We start from the raw sequence: 18,365 nt of genomic DNA on the forward strand, positions 1-18,365 counted from the left end.
CTGGAGGCCTCGCGGAACTTCACCACACGATCAGACCACACGGGCCATCACAACCGTAATATTATCCTTGCCCCCGCCCTCGTTGGCGCGAGCGACTAACTGCGCACACGCCTGAGCAACCGAGGAAGCATTGAGTACCATACGAGCGAGTTCTTCATCCTCAACATGGTTGACCAGGCCATCCGAGCAGAGCAAAAGTGTATCACCGGGAGCCAGCGCATGGCTACGCGTATCGACCTCTAGGGTCGGATCACCACCAAGCGAACGATAGACCACATTGCGTTGCGGATGCATACGCGCCTGGGCGGGCGTGATCTGCCCAATATCAACCAGGCGAGCCACCAGGCTATGGTCAGTCGTCAGTTGCACCCAGGGCAAGCCCTCGTTGACCACCCCAGCCGGATTAATCAGATAGGCACGACTATCGCCAACGTGCCCAAGATGCACGCGCCGACCGACAACTAGCGCAACGGTCATGGTTGTGCCCATGCCCTGCTGATTAGCATGGGTCTGGGCGTGCTGGTAGACGATCTGATTCGCCTGCAAAACTGCCCGTTGCAACAATTCATGCCAGCCAGCATCAGTGGTGGGCACACCATAGCTCAACGCTTTGACCAGATAGGTTTTCAGGGTCGTTGTCGCCAGAGTCGACGCCACATCGCCCGCCTGATGCCCACCCATCCCATCGGCGACGATCAGCAACGTACCAATTGTATCATCAGCCGTCGTAAATTCACCAGTATAAAACGTATCTTCATTGACTGGTCGCACCATCCCGATATCAGTACGTGAAGCGATCTGCAACCGTGGTAAGGGCGACACGCGGGGCACCGTCTGAAGATCAGGCCGCAGCGGGGTTCCACAGGCAATGCAATACCTAGCGCTGGCGCGATTACCTCGGCCACAGATAGCGCATGGGAGCGGGAAGAGACGCTGGGCGGGCAAACACCCAGTCACCTGCACCGTCTCACGCCCGAGCGCGATCTGGGTCGCCAGACTATCAAGGATCTGCGAGAGATCCTTAATGGCTGCGGCGGCGGTTGCACGCGCGACCCCATCCGTCGACGCAAGGCGTTGCCGCCAGAACGTCACCCCCGACTCAACGACAGCCAGAAGCTCAGGCAAACTAAGGGTATCAGGAGCTAAGTGGAGGCGGCGGCCCCCTGACAAGGCGATCTCTTCGGGTTCATCGCCCACAACGGCACCGCAGCGGGTGCAGTAGCGTGCCCCCGGGCTAAGGCTTGTCCCACAGACAGAACAGGATCGGGAACCCACAGCGGTCACTGGTTACGCCCCTTTGAGCTTGCACATCGCACTGAGTAGGACGTTGGGCAGGGTAAAAAGGATGCAGCCTGAAGCTATGCTGATTATAGCATACCCGCCATAGTATCTTCTGGGTATTGACTTGAAAACCAGGCGTTATTGTCTATAGTTCAAGATGATGCGCATAGGCCCTTTGCAAAAATGCAAGTAGAGAGCCCGAAAAAGCCATTATGATGCCAAATACACAAACAGGAAGGGGTGTGCACATCCTTGACAGGCCAATTTTCTTTACGTATAATACATAAAGGCTCTAGAAAGGTACCTAAGCATAGTACCAGCCAAAGCCCTTCAAAACCATCCACTAGCCTCGGAAGGCGGTACACGATGTCGCTCGGACAAAAAATCGGTCGGCTCCGCCAGGAGCGTGGACTGACCCTGCAGGAAGTTTCAGAAGGTTCCGGGCTGACGCCTTCATTTCTCAGCCGCCTGGAACGGGACAAAGTCAATATTTCGGTAGCTAATCTGCGCAAACTAGCACAGTTTTTCAGTGTGCAGATGACCCATTTTTTTGAAGGTGAAGATAATCAACAGGTTGGGCAAATGATGCGCACCAGTGAGCGCATCAGGCTGAGCCTCGATGAGGCGCCTGTCCAAGTCTTTGCGCTGCTCCCACCTAATAGTGATCTTGAGGCTCGCTTGATCGAAGCTAGACCCGGCAGTGGGCAACAGAGTTTCTCGAGCCGGGGCAGCCAGATGGTGCTGGTACTTGAGGGGGTCTTGAACTTTACCCTCGGTGATGAAGAGTATGCGCTCAATACAGGTGATACGCTCTTCTATCGCGACGATGTACCCAATAGCTGGGTCAATACGGGGACAACGATAGCACACGTTTTAACGATTAGTGTCCTCAGTGGACGCGAGGATCGGTAGCGTAAAAACCCGGCCTATCATGCGCAGATAGCCTGCCCCAGGGATGGTATGAGAACTTTTTTAGCTCGCTTTACAGCCCGCGATGTTTCGCGATGGGCGCTCGTGCTAGCTGCACTCTACATCGTTGGATGGATGATCGTGCAGGCGATGTCAGCCCTGATCCCCTTTATCTTTGGGGCGATCCTTGCGTATCTCTTTCTTCCATTGGTGAATCAGTTCAACCCCCATATGCCGCGTTGGGCCGCCATCCTGCTAGTCTATCTGATTGTGCTTGGCTTCGTGGCAGCCTTCTTTGGCTTCCTGGTACCGCCGCTGGTTGATCAGGTTGGGCAACTTATTCGCGCCATCCCCGATATTCAGGTTATTCAACGCTGGGTCACAACCCTCATTGATGAGTACGAGCAGTTGCTCGCGAATCTGCCCGAAGGGATGCGCGAGGAGGTGCAAGGCTGGGTAACCGAGATTGTGGCCCAGGCGGCCAACACCTTACGTACCAACTTTATCGGTTATGTCCAGGATGTCGGTAATTTCCTGATCGACAGCGTCTTCTCGGTTGTCAATACCGTCTCGTTTTTGCTTGGGTTCTTCTTGATCCCCTTCTGGCTCTTTTATGTATTGATGGATCAACAAGAAGGGCGCGATAAGCTTGATCGTTGGTTGCCCTCGTGGATCCGTACCGATTTCTGGACGGTGCTGACGATTATTGATTATGATTTCAGTGGCTACCTGCGTGGTCAGTTGTTGCTCGGGGCAGCCGTGGGCAGCGCGGCCGGAGTCGGTTTGCTGGTGCTGAATCTCGTGGGTTTTGAGGTTCCCTATGTGCTGCTGCTCGCCGTGATTGCCGGTGTCACCGAACTTGTTCCGATCATCGGGCCGATTCTTGGCTCGATTCCGGCGATTTTGCTCGGTTTTCTCGATTCGCCAACGACGGGCATCGCGGTCTTGATCCTCTATGTGGTCATTCAGCAACTCGAGAACAATTTCCTGGTGCCGCGCATTGTCGGTGAGAGCGTGGGGCTCCATCCGGCAATCCTGATGATCCTGCTGGTTGTGGGGGCGCAAGTCTTTGGCATTATCGGCGCAATCTTGTCGGCCCCGGTTGGGGCTGTGGCCCGTGACACCTTCAGCTATCTCTATGGTCGGCTGCAAGAACCGCCGCGTGAGGCCGGGCTGCTTCCCAAACGAATGCACCTCGCCGGGATGCCTCTGCTGGTGATTGGGTCTCAGCCCAAGAGTGTGCCTGAGCAAGAGGCTGCGGAGGATGATAAAGAGGCGTAGGTTTTAACGCAGAGGCGCAGAGAGGTAGACCAGCTCTGCGCCTCTGAGTCTCTGCGTTAAAAAGCAGGGCCGCCGAGGTCAGGCTTCTTCGTTGAGGATCCGGAAGAAGAGCTCGACGACCTGCGGATCAAAGTGCGTGGCTGAGAGGCTCGCGAGATGCTCGCGCACGCGGTCTTCAGGCCATGCCTTGCGGTAGGGGCGATCCGAGCGGAGGGCATCCCAGACATCAACAATCGCAAAGAGGCGTGCTGCCAGCGGGATCGCTTCACCCTTGAGGCCCCGAGGGTAGCCTGTGCCGTCCCATTTTTCGTGGTGGCAATAAGGGATAGCGAGGGCCGGGCGCAAATAGGTAATGGGCGAGAGCAACTCATAGGCATAGGTCGGGTGGCGCTTCATAATCTCCCACTCTTCGGGGGTCAGCGGCCCAGGTTTGAGCAAGATCGCATCGGGAATACCCATTTTGCCAATATCGTGGAGCAACGCACCCCGGCGAATATGGACAAGTTCCGCATCGCTCATCCCGACGGCACGGGCCAGGTGCAGGGTCAATTCAGTGACCCGCAGCGAATGGCCTTCCGTCTCTTTATCACGTAAATCAAGGGCATATGACCAACCCTCGATCGTCTTATCGTAGGCAAGGGCAAGTTCCGTGTTGGCCCGTTGCAGATTTTCAAACATCGTCGCATTATCAATAGCAATTGCCGACTGACCGGCAATCACCTCAAGGAAGTTCATCCAGTTCTGATCTTCGGGGATCGGCTTGCGGTCAAAAATCTCGAGCACGCCTTGCACCTGACCTTTGGCGAGCAGCGGCAACGCCAGGTAATGCGTAAAGCCTTCACGCTCGTAGAAACGGTCACCGACCCAGTTCGTGCCGATCTCCTCGGCACTATAGGCACGCACAGGGCGCTGCTCGAGTGCAGCCGTGCCCGAGAGTCCGCTCCCAACCTTGACGAGCGAATGTTTGACCGCATTGGTACGAAAACCATATCCTGCCGCAAAGCGCAGTTCATGGGAATGGGACTGGAGCAGCAACATAGTTGCCGCAGCGACATCTTGCAGCGCCGTGACCCGGTTGAGGATGAGATCAAGCGTAATGCTGAGATCCATACTCGATGTAATCGCCATATCAATCATGCGCAGGGCTTGCTGCTGCTCGATCTTCTTGAGCGTTTCGCGGAAGAGTTCCGCATTATGCAGCGCAATTGCCGTCGTATTGGCAACCCAGGTCAGCAATTCAGCATCGGTCTCGCCAAAACGATTGACCTGACGATCCTGCAGCGCCAGCACACCAACAACGGCATCCTTGGCGAGCATGGGCACAAAGATGGCTGACTGGATCAGTTCAGCACCTGTATCAGAGAGCGGGGCGTGGATGCGCCTGAGAGCCTTTTGATAATGAGGAAGAATCACCGGTCGCCGGGTATGGATCGCCTCGCTATGGGTACCCCAACCAGGTGGCTCAAGGGCAACGGAAGGAACGTGCGTGAGATCTTCCGTTTGACCATCATGGTAGATATGCGCCGGGATGATGATGCGGCTCTCGGCATCATAGCGACTCAACAGAATAGCTTCGACATCAGGAAAGAGTTTCTGGACGGTCGCCCTGACCGTCGCATAGATCGTCGGCAGATCAAACGTACTCGAGAGATCGCGACCGAGTTGATTGATCAGTGCAAGGTGTTCAGCGCGCATCTGCGCATCCTGCTGGAGGCGCACCCGATGCAACGAATTGCCAAAAATATCGAGCAAGGTCGCAAAGAGATGGGGGCTATAAGAGGATCCGCCAGAGACAATTGGTGTTGCAAGGACAAGCACACCCTCAATCAGATTGCTCGACTCGACGACAGCGCAGACACCCCGCCAGCCTGCGGGCATCTGGTGGCGCAACGAAGCAGCAAGGCGCGGATCGGTCTGAAAATCTTCGACCAGGAGAATCTCGCCAGCATTGATCAAGGTTTCCACGACCTCTTCACCCCGTTCAAGGGAAGTCAACGGCACATCAGCAAAGTCACCTGACATTGCCATGGGGATGAGTTGATGCGCGTTGAGATCGCGCCAGAGGAAGAAACTGGCCGTAAAACCCAAGATCGTGCGTGATTTTTCCAGAAAGAGAGCGAGCAACTCACGGTAGGTAGGGACGACGCGAAGCGAACGAACAATCGCATAGACTGCTTCGAGTTCATCGAGGCGCTGGCGGGTCACTTTGAGCAACCAGTCTTGCTCAACCACTCCTGCAATCATCTGGTTAATCTGGAGCAATACAGCTTCATCGTCAACGCTAAACTCACCTGAAGAAGGACGCGAGAGCATAACACAACCCAGAGACGCGCCATTATTGCCAGGCAGCAAAGAAGCAAGCAGGCCATCCAAGAGCGGACACGGCGCAGTGTGGCTAACTAGTTGACGCAAGGTCGAGAACTGCTCAAGCTCGGCGTGCGTCAAGCGCACGAGATGGTGATGCGACTTCAAATGAGTCATTACAACTGTGGCGAGCTCAACCTGATCTGTCTGTTGACACTGTGCATAGTCAGGAGCGAAGGATGACATAAGCAGAGGATGCGTCAGACTGCGCTGGGCAGCGAGAAACGTCAGCGCAATCTGGGCACCAATGGCCTCACGGAGCCCATCCGTCAGGATCTGCAATTTCTCTTCCAGAGCCATGGGCGCAGAAATTTCCACACTCAGGCGGGCAAGAATCTGATTACGCCGGGCATTTTCGGCAATGCGCTGCTCATCTTGTTTGCGTCTGGTAATATCCATCAAGCTCACCAGCACCGTGCCAGTGTCACTGTCGAGCGAAGGAAAGACCATCGTCTGCAAGACATAGAGGCGTTCGAGGGAAGCTGTCGAGAGCATCATCTCCGTTGCAAAGACGGTCTCGCCATTAGCAAGGGCGAGTAACTGCTGCACAAAGCCTGGCATGGTTTCGGGGAGGGCAAACTTGGGCGCAATCGACTTGAGCATCTGCGATTTCGACTGCGCCTTAAAGATCTTGAGGGTTGCATCATTGACATCAAGGACACGAATCTGATGCAGCGCCTCGTTGACACGGTCGGGATGCTGAGCAAAGTAGGCCTGGAAATCAGTAACCCCAGCCTGGCGCAACGCTCTAATCATCGCGATGACTGACGTCCAATCTTCTTCCCAAATCGAAACCGGGACAAACTGAAAGATCGACTGGTAGCGTGAGCGGATGCGCTTCTGGTCTTCGAGCAGGCTCAGGAGCGTGCGCCGGGCACGTTCGGACTGTTCCAGTTCAACGTGCGCCTGATGTTCCACTTCGCGGGAGAGTCGATGGCGTTGTTGTTCCGTCAGATCCGTTGCAATGACACAAAACAGGTGCTCGCCATCAGCCAGTTGCACCTCACTCGACGAGAGCAACACCGGCAACTTCACATCGCCATAGCCTTCGAGGAGAAACTCACCACGGCCGCCGCCATAGAGCAGAGACTGAAAGAACTTGCGACTCGTAGGAGTCACCCAATCTTGCAGGCGTGAAGCCGTTACCCGTTCGGGAAGAGTCATCAGCATCTCGGCGAAACGCCGATTGCAATAGATCACAATGCCTTGCGCACTCACCAAGAGGGCACCCTCACTCATCGCCTCAATGAGCGTGCGGTAGGTCTGATCGGCTGTTCTGGCAGTAAAGATCTGCTTGCCCCAGGCTCCACTCATCACCAGGGCATCAACCTTGCGGTCACGAACCGCGCCAATAACCTCTTCGAGTTCAAGCAGACGAGCACGCAGATCGGCATTTTCGTGTTGTAATTGAGCAACGGAATCGGCATCAGTGCTCGTGAGGGGCTTATCTTCCATGATAGTCTCAGATTCCGTGGGTTAGAGATCGAGGGCAATGAGCACACGTGCCGTATCAGAGAGATCACCAACAATGCGACAGGCAGGCAGCGGTTGCTGACGCACCAGCGTCGGTACCGCAATGATACGCTCTTTTTCGGCAAGCTGAGGTTGCTGATAGAGATCAATAATCTCTAATTCATAGCGTCCCTTGAGATATTCTTCACAGATCGCTGTAATATTGGTCACCGCACGGAAGGAATGGGTCGTCATCCCGGTAATATAGAGACAGAGGATATACTTCTCGTGCTCTTGCGCAACCACAGAGTGGAGATCGACACTTGCATAGCGAGGGGCTTTGCCGGTATCTTGCAGCAGATAGTTGATTTCACGCTTGAGAGCGATGATGCGCTCTTCATTATCGAGGGTCAACAGATGCCAGCGTTGCAACTCGTCCAACTGGTTACGCTGTTGTTCCTCGGCCTTCCGGCGCTCGCTGATATCCTGGAACGCCCCATGCACCAGGATAATCGTACCATCAGCATCGCGGACAGCCTCACCAATAGTGCGCACCCAGACCCGGCGACCTTTGGAGGTGATAATCTGCAATTCTTCATCGTAGGGCGTCCCATCGCGGGCGCAGGCCCCGAAGACTTCGGCAATGCGCTCGCGATATTCGGGGGCGTAATAGTTGAGGCCCTGATCGACCGAAGGTGAAATCCCAAGGGGTTCTTCGTGGATGAAAGCAACCTCGTCGGACCAGACCACCCGATTATCGCGCAGATCCACCGACCAGCCACCGAGACGAGCCATCCGTCCCGCGATGTGCAGGAGGAGGTTCCGATGATACAGATCCGCCTCAGCCTGTTTGCGTTCGGTGATATCGCGAAAATTAATCAAGAGTGCAGCCACACTCGGCTCGGCAAGGAGATTGGTAAAAGTCGTCTCGATCCAGCGCCACGATCCATCACGGTGCTGAGCGCGATACTCAATGGTCGGGTGAAGCTCAGGATGGTTGAGCGCCTGGGTACGTGCCTCAACGACACGGGGCAGATCATCAGGATGCGTCGCCTGGATGGGTTTGAAGTCAAGCGGTTCAGCTTCACCATAGCCAAAGGTGCGCCAAGCTGAAGGGCTGGCAAAGATCAACGTACCATCTTCTTGGACTAGCACAATACCATCAACCGCGTGCTCGATCAACGCACGAAAGTGATTTTCACGCAACGCAAGCTGGAGACTGCTCGCCTCGACATAGGCAAGATACGCTTGCTGCGCATCCTCCCGTGCCTGTTCAGCCAGGATCTGCTGAGTAATATTTTCGTGCGCGGTAATAAGGTGACTACCATCAATAAACCGGGTCACACGCAAACGAAACCAGCGCAACTCGGTGGGCGAATGGCACGGATAGACGTGGATAAACTCGTCAAGTTCACCTGCGATGACCTCGCGAATACCTTGGGGGATCGTCTCATCACATGCATCGGTGAGGTTGTAAATATGCGGATCAGGCCGGGATTCGCAGATCGCAAAGTAGTTTGCCCCCAGCCCATAGTTGACTGGAACCGGCGGATTTTCATCGGCGAAGGTACACCAGGCCTTATTGACGGCGACAATATTGCCGTTCAGATCCAGGACAGCAATATGGGCGGAAAGACCGTCCAGAGCAGCTTGAATGAAGTCCTGGCCCTCTGTTGTCACCGAAGATGTCGTGCGCATCCGAGCCTCCCCACCAGCGTCTATAGCTATCTATTATACGTCAGGTGAGTAACGGATGCTAGGGGCATAGCTTGTGGTGCTTGAGGCTTATATTGGGAGGAAGCATAGTTTGCGGGCCAATGGCCCGCAAACTATGCGCATCTCACCGGCGATTGAGCAGTTCGTAGCTCGTAATTGTCAACAGATAGAAGATGGCATCGGCAGCCAGTTTACCAATAATCGTGCCGAATAAAGGCGAGGGGAAAATCACGAGGGCAAGCGCAAGTACCGCAGGTCCTACCACTAAGCTGTCAAACAGTTCCGCAGGGCCAAATTCAACCAGCATCGCAGTGAACGTAGCACGCAAAGATCGCCATGACAATCCGCCGCGACGCCGGAGATCACGCCAGAAGATGACACTATAAAAACCAAGACTCTCGGCCCAGGTACCAACTAGTGCCGCAAGCAGAACACTGCCACTCCATTCGAGGGCAAGCAGCGTGCCAATCACGGTTGCAAGAAGGCCAACAGCCTCAGCTGGAAGGTAGCGGTGTAGCCAGACACGTGGTCGGCCGGTCATCTCCATCAGTGCCATAGGTCTCCCCAATGCATTCCAGGTGCGTCACAACAAGGTATGCACTGAGTATAGCTAGCCAGCGACTGATGCGTGTCCCAAACGAGCGCACTTTCTTCCCAGGTTTGCGTGAGGAAATAGCGGCTGGGTACGCATGACAAGGTTGGGCCGCACAATGGCAGCGTTGCTGCCATCGTGCGACCCAACCTCGTCAAAGAACCGAGAACCTACTCCGCTCGCTTACGCCCAAAGCGCAGATACGCCAGTGGGCCCACAAAGCTCACGAATGAGGCCAGTGCCCACGCCCAGCGCGGGCCGTTGACCTGCTCGGGCGGGCGGAAGAAGAGGTCCACCAGCGCGGTCGCCAACAGGCTCAACTGAAGACTCGCGAGTGCGAGAAGGATGCCCCGTTGTTTGGGCGAAAGGTCGCTCCAAGCCACTTTTTTCATGATCGCCTCCGTTGGATCAGTTTTTCAACCTCGATCAAAATAAAGAGGAGCAAGCCCAGGCCCACACAGATCAGCATGTCGTTGAGGGTCAAGGGTAGTAAACCAAGGAAAAGACCCAGTGGGCTAAAGAGGGCGAGCACCTGTAACCCGACCACCAGGATAATGATACCCCACATGACACGATTCGAGAAGACCCCGATGGTGAGAATAGACTCGGTATTCGAGCGGGTCGCCAGGGCTTGAAAAACCTGCAAGAGGGTCAGGCTCACCACCATCATCGTCTGCCATTGCGCCAGGCCGGCCTGGTAATACCAGAAACCCACCCCCAGGGCGAGCACGCCAATCACGCCCCCAACCCACGTCACCTGCCAACCCATACCACCCGCAAAGATGCCTTCGGTCGAAGAGTGGGGCGGGCGATGCATCACATGCCGCTCGGCAGGCTCCATGCCCATGCTCAAGCCGAGCAGTCCGTCCGTCATTAGGTTGAGCCAGAGCAACTGCAGGGGCAAGAGCGCGACGGCGGACTGCGTTGGCATACCTACGACAAAAAAGAGTAACGGCCAGAGCAGCATCACCAGCACTTTGCCGATATTGCCCGCGACCGCGAACTTGACAAAGCGGCGCAGATTATCATAGATCACTCGACCTTCTTCGACGGCAGCAACGATCGTGGCAAAGTTGTCGTCGCGCAGCACCATCGCCGACGCTTCTTTGGAGACATCGGTGCCAGTGATGCCCATGGCCACGCCGATATCGGCTTTTTTCAAGGCTGGCGCGTCGTTGACTCCGTCGCCCGTCATCGCAACAACGTGCCCCTGGCGTTGCAGTGAGGCGACAATCCTGAGTTTGTGCTCGGGGCTGACCCGTGCAAAGACGGCGGTCGAGGCCGTCGCTTGCACAAGTTGCGCATCACTCATCGCGCTCAGTTCGCTACCGGTGACGACGGTTTCGTCAGTGGCAATGCCAAGCGTCCGCGCAATATAGCTCGCGGTCAACGGATGGTCACCGGTAATCATCACTGGCCGAATACCAGCCTCGCGGCAGGTTGCAACGGCTGCACGCACCTCGGCGCGCGGTGGGTCGATCATGCCAAGAAGACCGAGGAAGATCAAATCGCGCTCGACCTCGTGGATCCGTTCGGTCGAAGCGAGAGGTCGAAAAGCCACCCCGAGTACCCGGATCCCATTGCGGGCCAGCCGTTCATTATCGGTCAAAATCGCCTGACGCCACGTCTCGGTCAGCGGCTCAGGCCCACCTTCAGTCCAGACCTGACTTGTGATTTCCAGCAAGCCATCGGCAGCCCCTTTGGTCACCGCAATATAGGCCATCTCAGGCGCATACCCCTCAACGCCCCAAATCGCACCAAGGTGGGCCTCAATCATCTTCTGGGGGCGGTAATGAACCGTGGTCATGCGCTTGCGGTCGCTATCAAAGGGCAACTCGGCGACTCGAGGCATCGCATGCTCAAGATCATGCTTGAGCAACTGACCATTGGCAGCCGCCACCAGCAACGAGCTCTCAGTTGGATCACCCACCAGTTTATACTGATCCGTAGCGGGATCAAGGCTCAGCGTTGCATCATTGCAGAGCGCTGCTCCGGCAAGCAAGAGCGCCGAGCCGACAGGTTTCTGGGTGCGCAGTTCCTGCATAGCCGCATCAGGATTCAAGAGCGCAACTGGGCCGTGGTGACCATTCTTTAGCTCAACCAGCATCCCCGGCAGCACGACCATTGTCACGGTCATCCGGTTCTCGGTGAGCGTCCCGGTCTTATCCGAACAAATCGTCGTCACCGAGCCAAGCGTCTCCACCGCAGGCAACTTGCGAATCAGCGCATTGCGTTTGAGCATCCGCTGGGCACCAAGCGCCAGCGTAAACGTGACCACAGCCGGCAGACCCTCGGGGATCACCGCGACGGCCAGCGAGACGGCGGTAAGCAGCATGATCGTCACCTGCTCACCCATCCAGAGGCCAATACCAAAAATAAGCACCGCCACAATCACGCCCGCAACGGCCAGTTGCTTGCCAACCATATCGAGGCGCACCTGAAGTGGCGTTGCCTCGTGAGGTACGGCCTGCAGCAGATCGGCAATCGTGCCAAGCTCGGTCTGCATACCCGTTGCCACCACCAGCGCACTCCCCCGACCATAGGTCACCGTCGTACCAAGGTAGGCCATATTGCGACGATCCGCGAGGGGCACCTCGGCGCGGGTCAGCGCTTCGGTAACTTTCTCAACCGGTTCCGACTCACCAGTAAGGGCCGACTCTTGAATGCGCAGGTTAATGCTCTCGATAATGCGCACATCGGCGGGCACCAGATTGCCCGCTTCGAGCACGATCACATCGCCGGGCACCAGTTCACGTGCGGGCAACTCAAGCAGTTTGCCATTGCGATAGGCACGCACACTGGGCACAGCAAGTTTCTTGAGCGCTGCAATCGCCTTCTCGGCGCGGTACTCTTGAAAAAAGCCGAGCACCGCAAAGAGCACCACAATCGCCAGAATCGCCCCCGCCTCAAGGAATTTGCCAAGGAAGAGCGAAAGCACCGACGCAGCAATCAGGATCAGCACCATCACATTGGTAAACTGTTCCCACAGGATCCTGGCGGGATGCTTACCTCCGTGTTCAATTAATTCATTGGCACCATACTGCGTCAGACGAACCTGAGCTTCGCCCTGATCCAGGCCCGTGGAGGCACTTGTCAACCGTTGCAGCGCAACCTTGGGCGGCAGCGCATACCAGGCCACCGCCTGTGGCGTCGCAGACAGTGTTTCATTGGCAGGATCACGCTGCTCAGGTGAAGAAGGGAGCGTAACTTTCATTGGGGAACCTCATCACTACAGGTGATGGTGTGCAGAATCATGCACAAAAACCACCACGATACCTTGTTATCGTGGTGGTCTTGCCAATCGTGTTGAAACACGAATCGATTGCCGAGCGGGGGCACCGCTGTCTTGACGACAATCGAACCTGCGAACAGGTGGCTACTCCCCAACCAGGATCTAACAGCCCTCATAGACAGTATACCTCATTGGATCATTGTTGATCTAGAGGCGAAGATCTTCACCATACGTTATGGAATCTTCTCTGCGGGGGATGCCAACTGCGTTGGCATCCCCCGCAGAGAAGATAATCTTTTTGACGGCTCAGGCAATCAGGCAGAGTGAAGCTTTATCAGGGCGCGGAGGTTTGCGTGCGCCTGAGAAGGTTGTGGCAAGTTCGAGTGACATATGATGGCCGGCGATATGGTGCAAAGTGGCATCATCAACCAGCATTTGCTCGGGGCAACCCCGACGTGTAGCACGTTGATGCCGCCAGACACACAGATGGGCATAAATGGTCTGTTCGAGAACGACGGATGGCGAAGCAGTGGGCATCTGATAATGGGTAGCGATGGACATAACAACTCCCTGGCCCTGTGAACGTCAGCGCACGATCCAGCGATCAGGGCTATGCTTTCACAGAGCTTCCACCAAGACGAAGTGTACAGTGAGTGAACCGTACCAACCCGCCAAAAGTTACGGGTCATAGCATGGGCAAAGCCGCATTTTGCCCCTCCTGTGTTTGTGGTACCATCCTTGATACAATGTTGCAAAACAGAAACGAGGAGACGATGGGACACCAGGAACATGAAGCCCAGGCACAGCGCGAAGGCCCGCTAACGATTCGGTGTGGGGTGCTGACAATCAGCGATACGCGCACACCTGACAATGACACCAGTGGAAGCACCATTCGCACGGCACTCACTCAGGCAGGGCATGATGTGGTAAGATATAGCGTAGTTCCCGATGAACCTGACCAGATCATCACACTGGTACGCAGCTATGCCGCTGACGGTTGCAAGCTGATCATCACCAACGGTGGCACAGGCATTGCCCGTCGCGATAGTACGGTTGACGCCATTGACACGCTGCTCGAGAAACGTCTGCCAGGGTTTGGCGAGTTGTTTCGCATGCTTTCGTACGACGATATCGGCGCGGCGGCAATGCTCTCACGGGCTATCGCGGGTGTCTATGGGGGGGCGCTGATCTTCTGTCTCCCTGGCTCAACTGCAGCCGTCAAGCTCGCGCTTGATAAGCTAATCATTCCACAGACAGCCCATCTGATCTGGGAGACAGTACGCCAGTGATGCGAAGGAGCACGCACGCCAATGACCTCGGTAGATGCTTTTCGTAATATGCATTATCCTAATCGCATCGGTCGTCTCTGCTTTCTGTCATTGGAAGAGGTGATGGGCGAAAACGGGGTCAAGGCGTTGCTGCGCCTCGCCGATCTCCATCAATATATTGATGCGTATCCGCCCAATGACCTGAAACGCGAGTTCCCCTTCGAGGCTATTGCGGCCTATTCGGTGGCGCTTGGCACCATGTATGGGCCGCGTGGCGCACGTGGCCTAGAGTTACGGGCCGGGCGCGTCGCGTTTTCGTTGGGCCTTAAAGAGTTTGGGCCGTTGCTCGGGATGGCTGATCTGGCGCTCAAGTTGATGCCGGTCACCATGAAATTGAAGATTGTGCTCAATGCCACGGCCCAGACGTTCGACCGCTTCAGTGACCAGTCAAGCCATGTCGAAGAAGAGCGCGGCCAGTTTAGTTACCATATCACCCGCTGCTCGAATTGTCTTGACCGCCCCGAACCAGGGCCGGTCTTCTATATTGCCCGTGGCATCATTGAAGAGGCGACGTTCTGGGTCTCGGGTGGGCGTCATTTTGCCGTGGAACAGTGTAGTTGCATCGCTCAGGGCGCTCCATCGTGTCGTTTTACCATTAGCAAGGAGCCGCTTGAATAGTATGATCCGCTGGTTATTGCTGAAATTGATTCGCTTTTATCAGCTCGCCATTTCACCGTGGCTTCCTCCAAGTTGCATCTATCAGCCAACCTGTTCGCAGTATGGCCTCGAGGCGATCAGCAAGTATGGTGCCGTACGTGGGGGCTGGATGGCAATCAAACGCATTTCGCGCTGCCACCCCTGGGGTCCAGGTGGGCACGATCCTGTCCCATAACCAGCAGAGACTGCAACTTTTGACCCAGGTCGTACGTCCTACTTTGTGACGGGAACCCTCCAACCAAAGTTGGGGCCCGCACTCTGTCGCATGAGCGATGCCCGTTGGCCATAGTTGTGCGATACTCTCTCTAGCACAATCAGCGACGGCGCATACGCGCCAGGGAAAGGTGTACGGTGGCTGAACCATCTCGTGAGTTGATTGCACAGGCCCAGCAGGGCGACCCGCAAGCCTTGACACAACTGGTGCTGACTCAGCAACATTATGTCTATAGCATTGCGATGAGTGTCCTGAAACATCCCGAGGATGCGGCCGATCTCACACAAGAGGCTTTTATCCGGCTGTTTCGGGCGCTGCCACAATATAATGGTGAGAGCAGGTTTACCACCTGGCTCTACCGGCTCGTCGTTAATCTGGGCCGCGATGAGTTGCGACGGCGCGGGCGGCAGGTACCTCTGACCCCACCCGCACTCGAAGAAGACGAGGCTGACCAATTGGCAAGTGTGGCTGATGATGACCGCTGGACGAGTCCCGAGCAAGCCCTTGATTCGCAAGAGGTGCGCAGCCAGGTACGGCGTGCGCTTGATCAACTTGAAGAACACTATCGCCTGGTCTTAACGCTCTACTATTTCGATGATCTGAAGTATGCTGATATTTCCGAGATCCTCGATATTCCGCTCAACACCGTCAAGAGCCATATTCGCCGGGGCAAGGATCGTCTGGCCGCCATCCTGGAAGCAGAAGAGCAACCCCCTCCTGCCCAGGCTGTGCCACGCCAGCCGCGCCATGATGCCGATGGCCCGCGAACAGGTGCGGTGCCGGTGCGTTTGATGTTTGGCGGTGCATAGAGGTGAACAGATGAACGATCTGATGAAAACTCCTTCCCGTGACCCTGACGACCGCCTCGATGCGGTGTTACGTCAAGAGTTGCACTGGGAAACGCCTCCCGAGGTCTCAGCACGCCTGCTGGCGCTGGTGCCTGGCAACCAGGTGCCCGCTCCGGCTGTGCCAGCACCGCCGCGTCCGCAGTCGTGGTATAGCATGCTCGTGCTGGTGTTGACGGCAGCGGCGGTTGGCCTGTCGCTGGGGGTTGCCTGGCAGTTTTATGGTACGGTTGGGGCTGAACTCGGGCTGATCGCGATGTTTGATCAGTTGCGCTACGCACCACTGATCGGGTTGCAACGGCTCTACGATGCGTTGCCTGCCTCGCGTCAGGTAGTAGCAATCCTGCTGGTGATCCGCGACCAGATCCATTGGCTCCTCCTGGCGATTATGCTCTGGCTCGCTTTTGACCAGCAACCCCAACGTCAAACAGTACGGAATTGAGTCGTAGCTCAACCAAAAAGGCCGCCCCCTTGGGGGCGGCCTTTTGATTGTTCGGATCTAGACGCACAAGGATGCTTATTCCATCTGGGCGCTCGCACGCGCCTGACGTGACGGGCGTTGCGCCAGACGCCGCCGTGCCATGACGGGAACCGGCGTACGACGCTCGATCTCTAGCGGAACGGGGAAGCGTTGGGGTTGATAGCCAAGCAACTCCATGATTGACGCCTGATCCTGCTGCGGGACATACCGGGTCTGCAAGCGCCCATCAAGCTCGCTGATAATGACCCGCCCCGGCTCGGGGCTGAGGCAATGATGCGCCCCGCCACGCCCCGAGATCATCTGCTGATAGGCACCGACACCACAAATGGCAAGCACTAGGCCCGCCCCGGTGTCGGGCAACATCAACGGGGGAGCGTCGGGTCGCGGGTAGACATCGTCGCTATCGCAAGTACGCCGCCCAGCCAGGCGCACCGGGCGCACCGGGCGATCCCAATCGGTCAAGGGAAAGATGACAAACTCCTGACCTTCGACCAGCAATGCATCGGGCAAGGTCACCATCATGCTTCCGTTGATCAGGTACCAGTCAGGCTCACCCGGCTGACCAGCTTTGACGGCCCCAACTTCGAGCAGGTAGACACTGTGCGTTGCCACCGTATAGCGGCCAAACTCACCAATCAGATCGGGCGGTGGAACATCGTAGGCGGCACAGGTCGCCTTGATTTCATGCATCAAACGCGTGAGAAAACCGGCATAATCAAACGCAAAATCGAGACGATAGCCAGCGGTTGGGATGCCACCACCGAAATTGAAATAGCGCAGACTCGGCACCCGACGGCGCAACCGACAATAGCCAGCCACCGACTCGCGCAGCGTCGCCAGGAAATGCGCCTCGTCCTCGATCTGGCTCCCAACCATCGCATGGTAGAGCACAAGATCGTGCTGGCTGTTGGCGATCCGCTCAGCGGCAACCTCGATCTCCGCACTGGTCAAGCCAAAGCGATCATTGCCAGGATGACGGCCATCACGATTACCGGCGGCACGCTCACGCACGCCAAAGCGCAGCGGGGCCGACGTGTCGAGCAGCGCCTCTAGTTCGGCAAGATCATCGAGTACCGGGATCACATTGGTACAGCCATCAAGCCGCAGACCACGAATAGCCTCAAGATAGTTTGGTTCTTTCGAGCCATTGCAGCAGATCAAGCGATCAGTTGGCAGCAACCCCTGACGGTAGAGACTGCGCGCAATGGTCACATCGGCCGCCGCCGATGTCTCATAGTGAACCCCAGCCCGCAACGCTGTCTCGACGGCCTCGGCAGCAAAATTGGCCTTGGTCGCATAGGCGTACAGAAACCGACCGGGATAGGCACTGCTTGCCCGTGCCTGGGCCGCCCATGCTTGCATCCGGGAAACCTGAGTCGTAATCTGGGGCGTATAGACGACCTCTAAGGGAGCGCCATACTGCTGCGCCAGCACATTCAAATTGACCCGGCCACCCAACATAAGCTCGCCACGTTGACGCGTCATAAAACTAGTCAACGCACCATCACCATCAAGATCGAACTGATTCTGAAGATAGGTGGTATATGTCTGCTGCTTCAATTGTACCAGAACCCTCCTTCGGGATAAAGATCAAGACGCAACGAGTCAGACCGTGGGGCATTCAGGCCCTCACGGCTTGCGAACAAGCATGGGAAACGACACAATGGGGAGGCAAAAAAAAACCCTGCACCAATGGCAGGAGTCGTTGGGGGGAGAGGCGTTCGTCAGGACGCCTCAGAAGCGCGTCATGACATTACCAGGGTAGGCAAAGAGGCCAGCCCCCAGCGATCTGCAGATCGGTGCGATCAACTTTTTTATGCCGCACATTGGTGCGTACATTGTCACTACCGTCCATAGACCCTCACCATAGCCCACTCGGCACCCTGGAAACAGAAGAACCCACCGACACTGGTGATACTTCTCAGAGCGACATCCGTTTCGTGTTCGATGTTGCGTGTTGCGCAGTGCCGGGTGCCTTCCCGGAACGCGAAACCCGTCACCAAAACGTAACGA

Annotated in this window: 15 protein-coding genes; 7 read left to right on the plus strand and 8 right to left on the minus strand. The window is 56.4% G+C overall.

The window, feature by feature from the left end; genetic code table 11:
- Positions 1-30: 30 nt before the first annotated feature.
- Positions 31-1,284, minus strand: a complete 1,254-nt coding sequence (locus A9Q02_RS08275; protein WP_425430793.1) for a Stp1/IreP family PP2C-type Ser/Thr phosphatase — start codon at positions 1,282-1,284, stop codon at positions 31-33.
- Positions 1,285-1,647: 363 nt separating this feature from the next.
- Between A9Q02_RS08275 and A9Q02_RS08280 the strand changes: the two genes are divergently transcribed.
- Together A9Q02_RS08280 and A9Q02_RS08285 are read left to right on the plus strand one after the other, a co-directional pair.
- Positions 1,648-2,193, plus strand: a complete 546-nt coding sequence (locus tag A9Q02_RS08280) for a helix-turn-helix domain-containing protein (protein WP_097651887.1) — start codon at positions 1,648-1,650, stop codon at positions 2,191-2,193.
- A 48-nt stretch (positions 2,194-2,241) separates the two neighbouring features.
- Positions 2,242-3,471 (plus strand): AI-2E family transporter, encoded by a 1,230-nt coding sequence (locus tag A9Q02_RS08285; RefSeq protein WP_097651888.1) that lies wholly within the window; start codon positions 2,242-2,244, stop codon positions 3,469-3,471.
- A gap of 78 nt (positions 3,472-3,549) precedes the next feature.
- Here the strand turns inward: A9Q02_RS08285 and A9Q02_RS08290 are convergent, their stop codons facing one another.
- The 6 genes from A9Q02_RS08290 to A9Q02_RS08330 form a co-directional block, all read right to left on the minus strand.
- Positions 3,550-7,290 carry an HD domain-containing phosphohydrolase gene (locus tag A9Q02_RS08290; protein WP_097651889.1) on the minus strand — a complete coding sequence of 1,247 codons (3,741 nt, stop codon included), beginning with the start codon at positions 7,288-7,290 and terminating at the stop codon, positions 3,550-3,552.
- A gap of 21 nt (positions 7,291-7,311) precedes the next feature.
- Positions 7,312-8,985, minus strand: coding sequence for a PAS domain S-box protein (locus tag A9Q02_RS24605; RefSeq protein WP_216361472.1), 1,674 nt, complete (start codon positions 8,983-8,985; stop codon positions 7,312-7,314).
- Between the two features lie 142 nt (positions 8,986-9,127).
- Positions 9,128-9,559 (minus strand): hypothetical protein, encoded by a 432-nt coding sequence (locus A9Q02_RS08310; RefSeq protein ID WP_097651890.1) that lies wholly within the window; start codon positions 9,557-9,559, stop codon positions 9,128-9,130.
- A gap of 206 nt (positions 9,560-9,765) precedes the next feature.
- Positions 9,766-9,987, minus strand: coding sequence for a PLD nuclease N-terminal domain-containing protein (locus tag A9Q02_RS08315; protein ID WP_097651891.1), 222 nt, complete (start codon positions 9,985-9,987; stop codon positions 9,766-9,768).
- Positions 9,984-12,809: a cation-translocating P-type ATPase gene (locus A9Q02_RS08320; protein ID WP_097651892.1), complete on the minus strand. Its 2,826-nt coding sequence runs from the start codon at positions 12,807-12,809 to the stop codon at positions 9,984-9,986. The genes A9Q02_RS08315 and A9Q02_RS08320 overlap by 4 nt, the downstream gene beginning before the upstream one ends.
- Positions 12,810-13,133: 324 nt before the next feature.
- Entirely contained in the window at positions 13,134-13,388 is a 255-nt protein-coding gene (locus tag A9Q02_RS08330) for a hypothetical protein (RefSeq protein WP_097651894.1), read from the minus strand.
- Between the two features lie 212 nt (positions 13,389-13,600).
- Here A9Q02_RS08330 and A9Q02_RS08335 point away from each other — a divergent pair, with 212 nt between their 5' ends.
- From A9Q02_RS08335 to A9Q02_RS08355, 5 genes are all read left to right on the plus strand, one after another.
- Complete coding sequence (locus A9Q02_RS08335; RefSeq protein ID WP_097651895.1) at positions 13,601-14,116, plus strand: MogA/MoaB family molybdenum cofactor biosynthesis protein; 516 nt, start codon at positions 13,601-13,603, stop codon at positions 14,114-14,116.
- A 21-nt stretch (positions 14,117-14,137) separates the two neighbouring features.
- On the plus strand, positions 14,138-14,773 hold the full coding sequence (locus tag A9Q02_RS08340; RefSeq protein WP_097651896.1) for a 4-vinyl reductase: 636 nt from the start codon (positions 14,138-14,140) through the stop codon (positions 14,771-14,773).
- Position 14,774: 1 nt separating this feature from the next.
- On the plus strand, positions 14,775-14,987 hold the full coding sequence (yidD, locus tag A9Q02_RS08345) for a membrane protein insertion efficiency factor YidD (protein ID WP_097651897.1): 213 nt from the start codon (positions 14,775-14,777) through the stop codon (positions 14,985-14,987).
- A gap of 176 nt (positions 14,988-15,163) precedes the next feature.
- Complete coding sequence (locus A9Q02_RS08350) at positions 15,164-15,835, plus strand: RNA polymerase sigma factor (RefSeq protein WP_097651898.1); 672 nt, start codon at positions 15,164-15,166, stop codon at positions 15,833-15,835.
- Between the two features lie 10 nt (positions 15,836-15,845).
- Positions 15,846-16,313, plus strand: coding sequence for an anti-sigma factor (locus A9Q02_RS08355; protein ID WP_097651899.1), 468 nt, complete (start codon positions 15,846-15,848; stop codon positions 16,311-16,313).
- Positions 16,314-16,388: 75 nt separating this feature from the next.
- On the opposite strand, the gene A9Q02_RS08360 is transcribed toward A9Q02_RS08355, so the two are convergent.
- Positions 16,389-17,912 (minus strand): type III PLP-dependent enzyme domain-containing protein, encoded by a 1,524-nt coding sequence (locus A9Q02_RS08360; RefSeq protein WP_245860460.1) that lies wholly within the window; start codon positions 17,910-17,912, stop codon positions 16,389-16,391.
- Positions 17,913-18,365: the final 453 nt, after the last annotated feature.

It is taken from the genome of Candidatus Chloroploca asiatica (genome assembly GCF_002532075.1).
In the GTDB taxonomy this organism is placed as follows: Bacteria; Chloroflexota; Chloroflexia; order Chloroflexales; family Chloroflexaceae; genus Chloroploca; species Chloroploca asiatica.

Coding starts and splice junctions, on each gene's coding strand:
- A9Q02_RS08330 (WP_097651894.1), bottom strand. CDS start 13,388: ATGTCCATCGCTACCCATTATCAGATGCCCACTGCTTCGCCATCCGTC.
- A9Q02_RS08280 (WP_097651887.1), top strand. CDS start 1,648: ATGTCGCTCGGACAAAAAATCGGTCGGCTCCGCCAGGAGCGTGGACTG.
- yidD (WP_097651897.1), top strand. CDS start 14,775: ATGATCCGCTGGTTATTGCTGAAATTGATTCGCTTTTATCAGCTCGCC.
- A9Q02_RS08285 (WP_097651888.1), top strand. CDS start 2,242: ATGAGAACTTTTTTAGCTCGCTTTACAGCCCGCGATGTTTCGCGATGG.
- A9Q02_RS24605 (WP_216361472.1), bottom strand. CDS start 8,985: ATGCGCACGACATCTTCGGTGACAACAGAGGGCCAGGACTTCATTCAA.
- A9Q02_RS08310 (WP_097651890.1), bottom strand. CDS start 9,559: ATGGCACTGATGGAGATGACCGGCCGACCACGTGTCTGGCTACACCGC.
- A9Q02_RS08290 (WP_097651889.1), bottom strand. CDS start 7,290: ATGGAAGATAAGCCCCTCACGAGCACTGATGCCGATTCCGTTGCTCAA.
- A9Q02_RS08340 (WP_097651896.1), top strand. CDS start 14,138: ATGACCTCGGTAGATGCTTTTCGTAATATGCATTATCCTAATCGCATC.
- A9Q02_RS08355 (WP_097651899.1), top strand. CDS start 15,846: ATGAACGATCTGATGAAAACTCCTTCCCGTGACCCTGACGACCGCCTC.
- A9Q02_RS08320 (WP_097651892.1), bottom strand. CDS start 12,809: ATGAAAGTTACGCTCCCTTCTTCACCTGAGCAGCGTGATCCTGCCAAT.
- A9Q02_RS08335 (WP_097651895.1), top strand. CDS start 13,601: ATGGGACACCAGGAACATGAAGCCCAGGCACAGCGCGAAGGCCCGCTA.
- A9Q02_RS08315 (WP_097651891.1), bottom strand. CDS start 9,987: ATGAAAAAAGTGGCTTGGAGCGACCTTTCGCCCAAACAACGGGGCATC.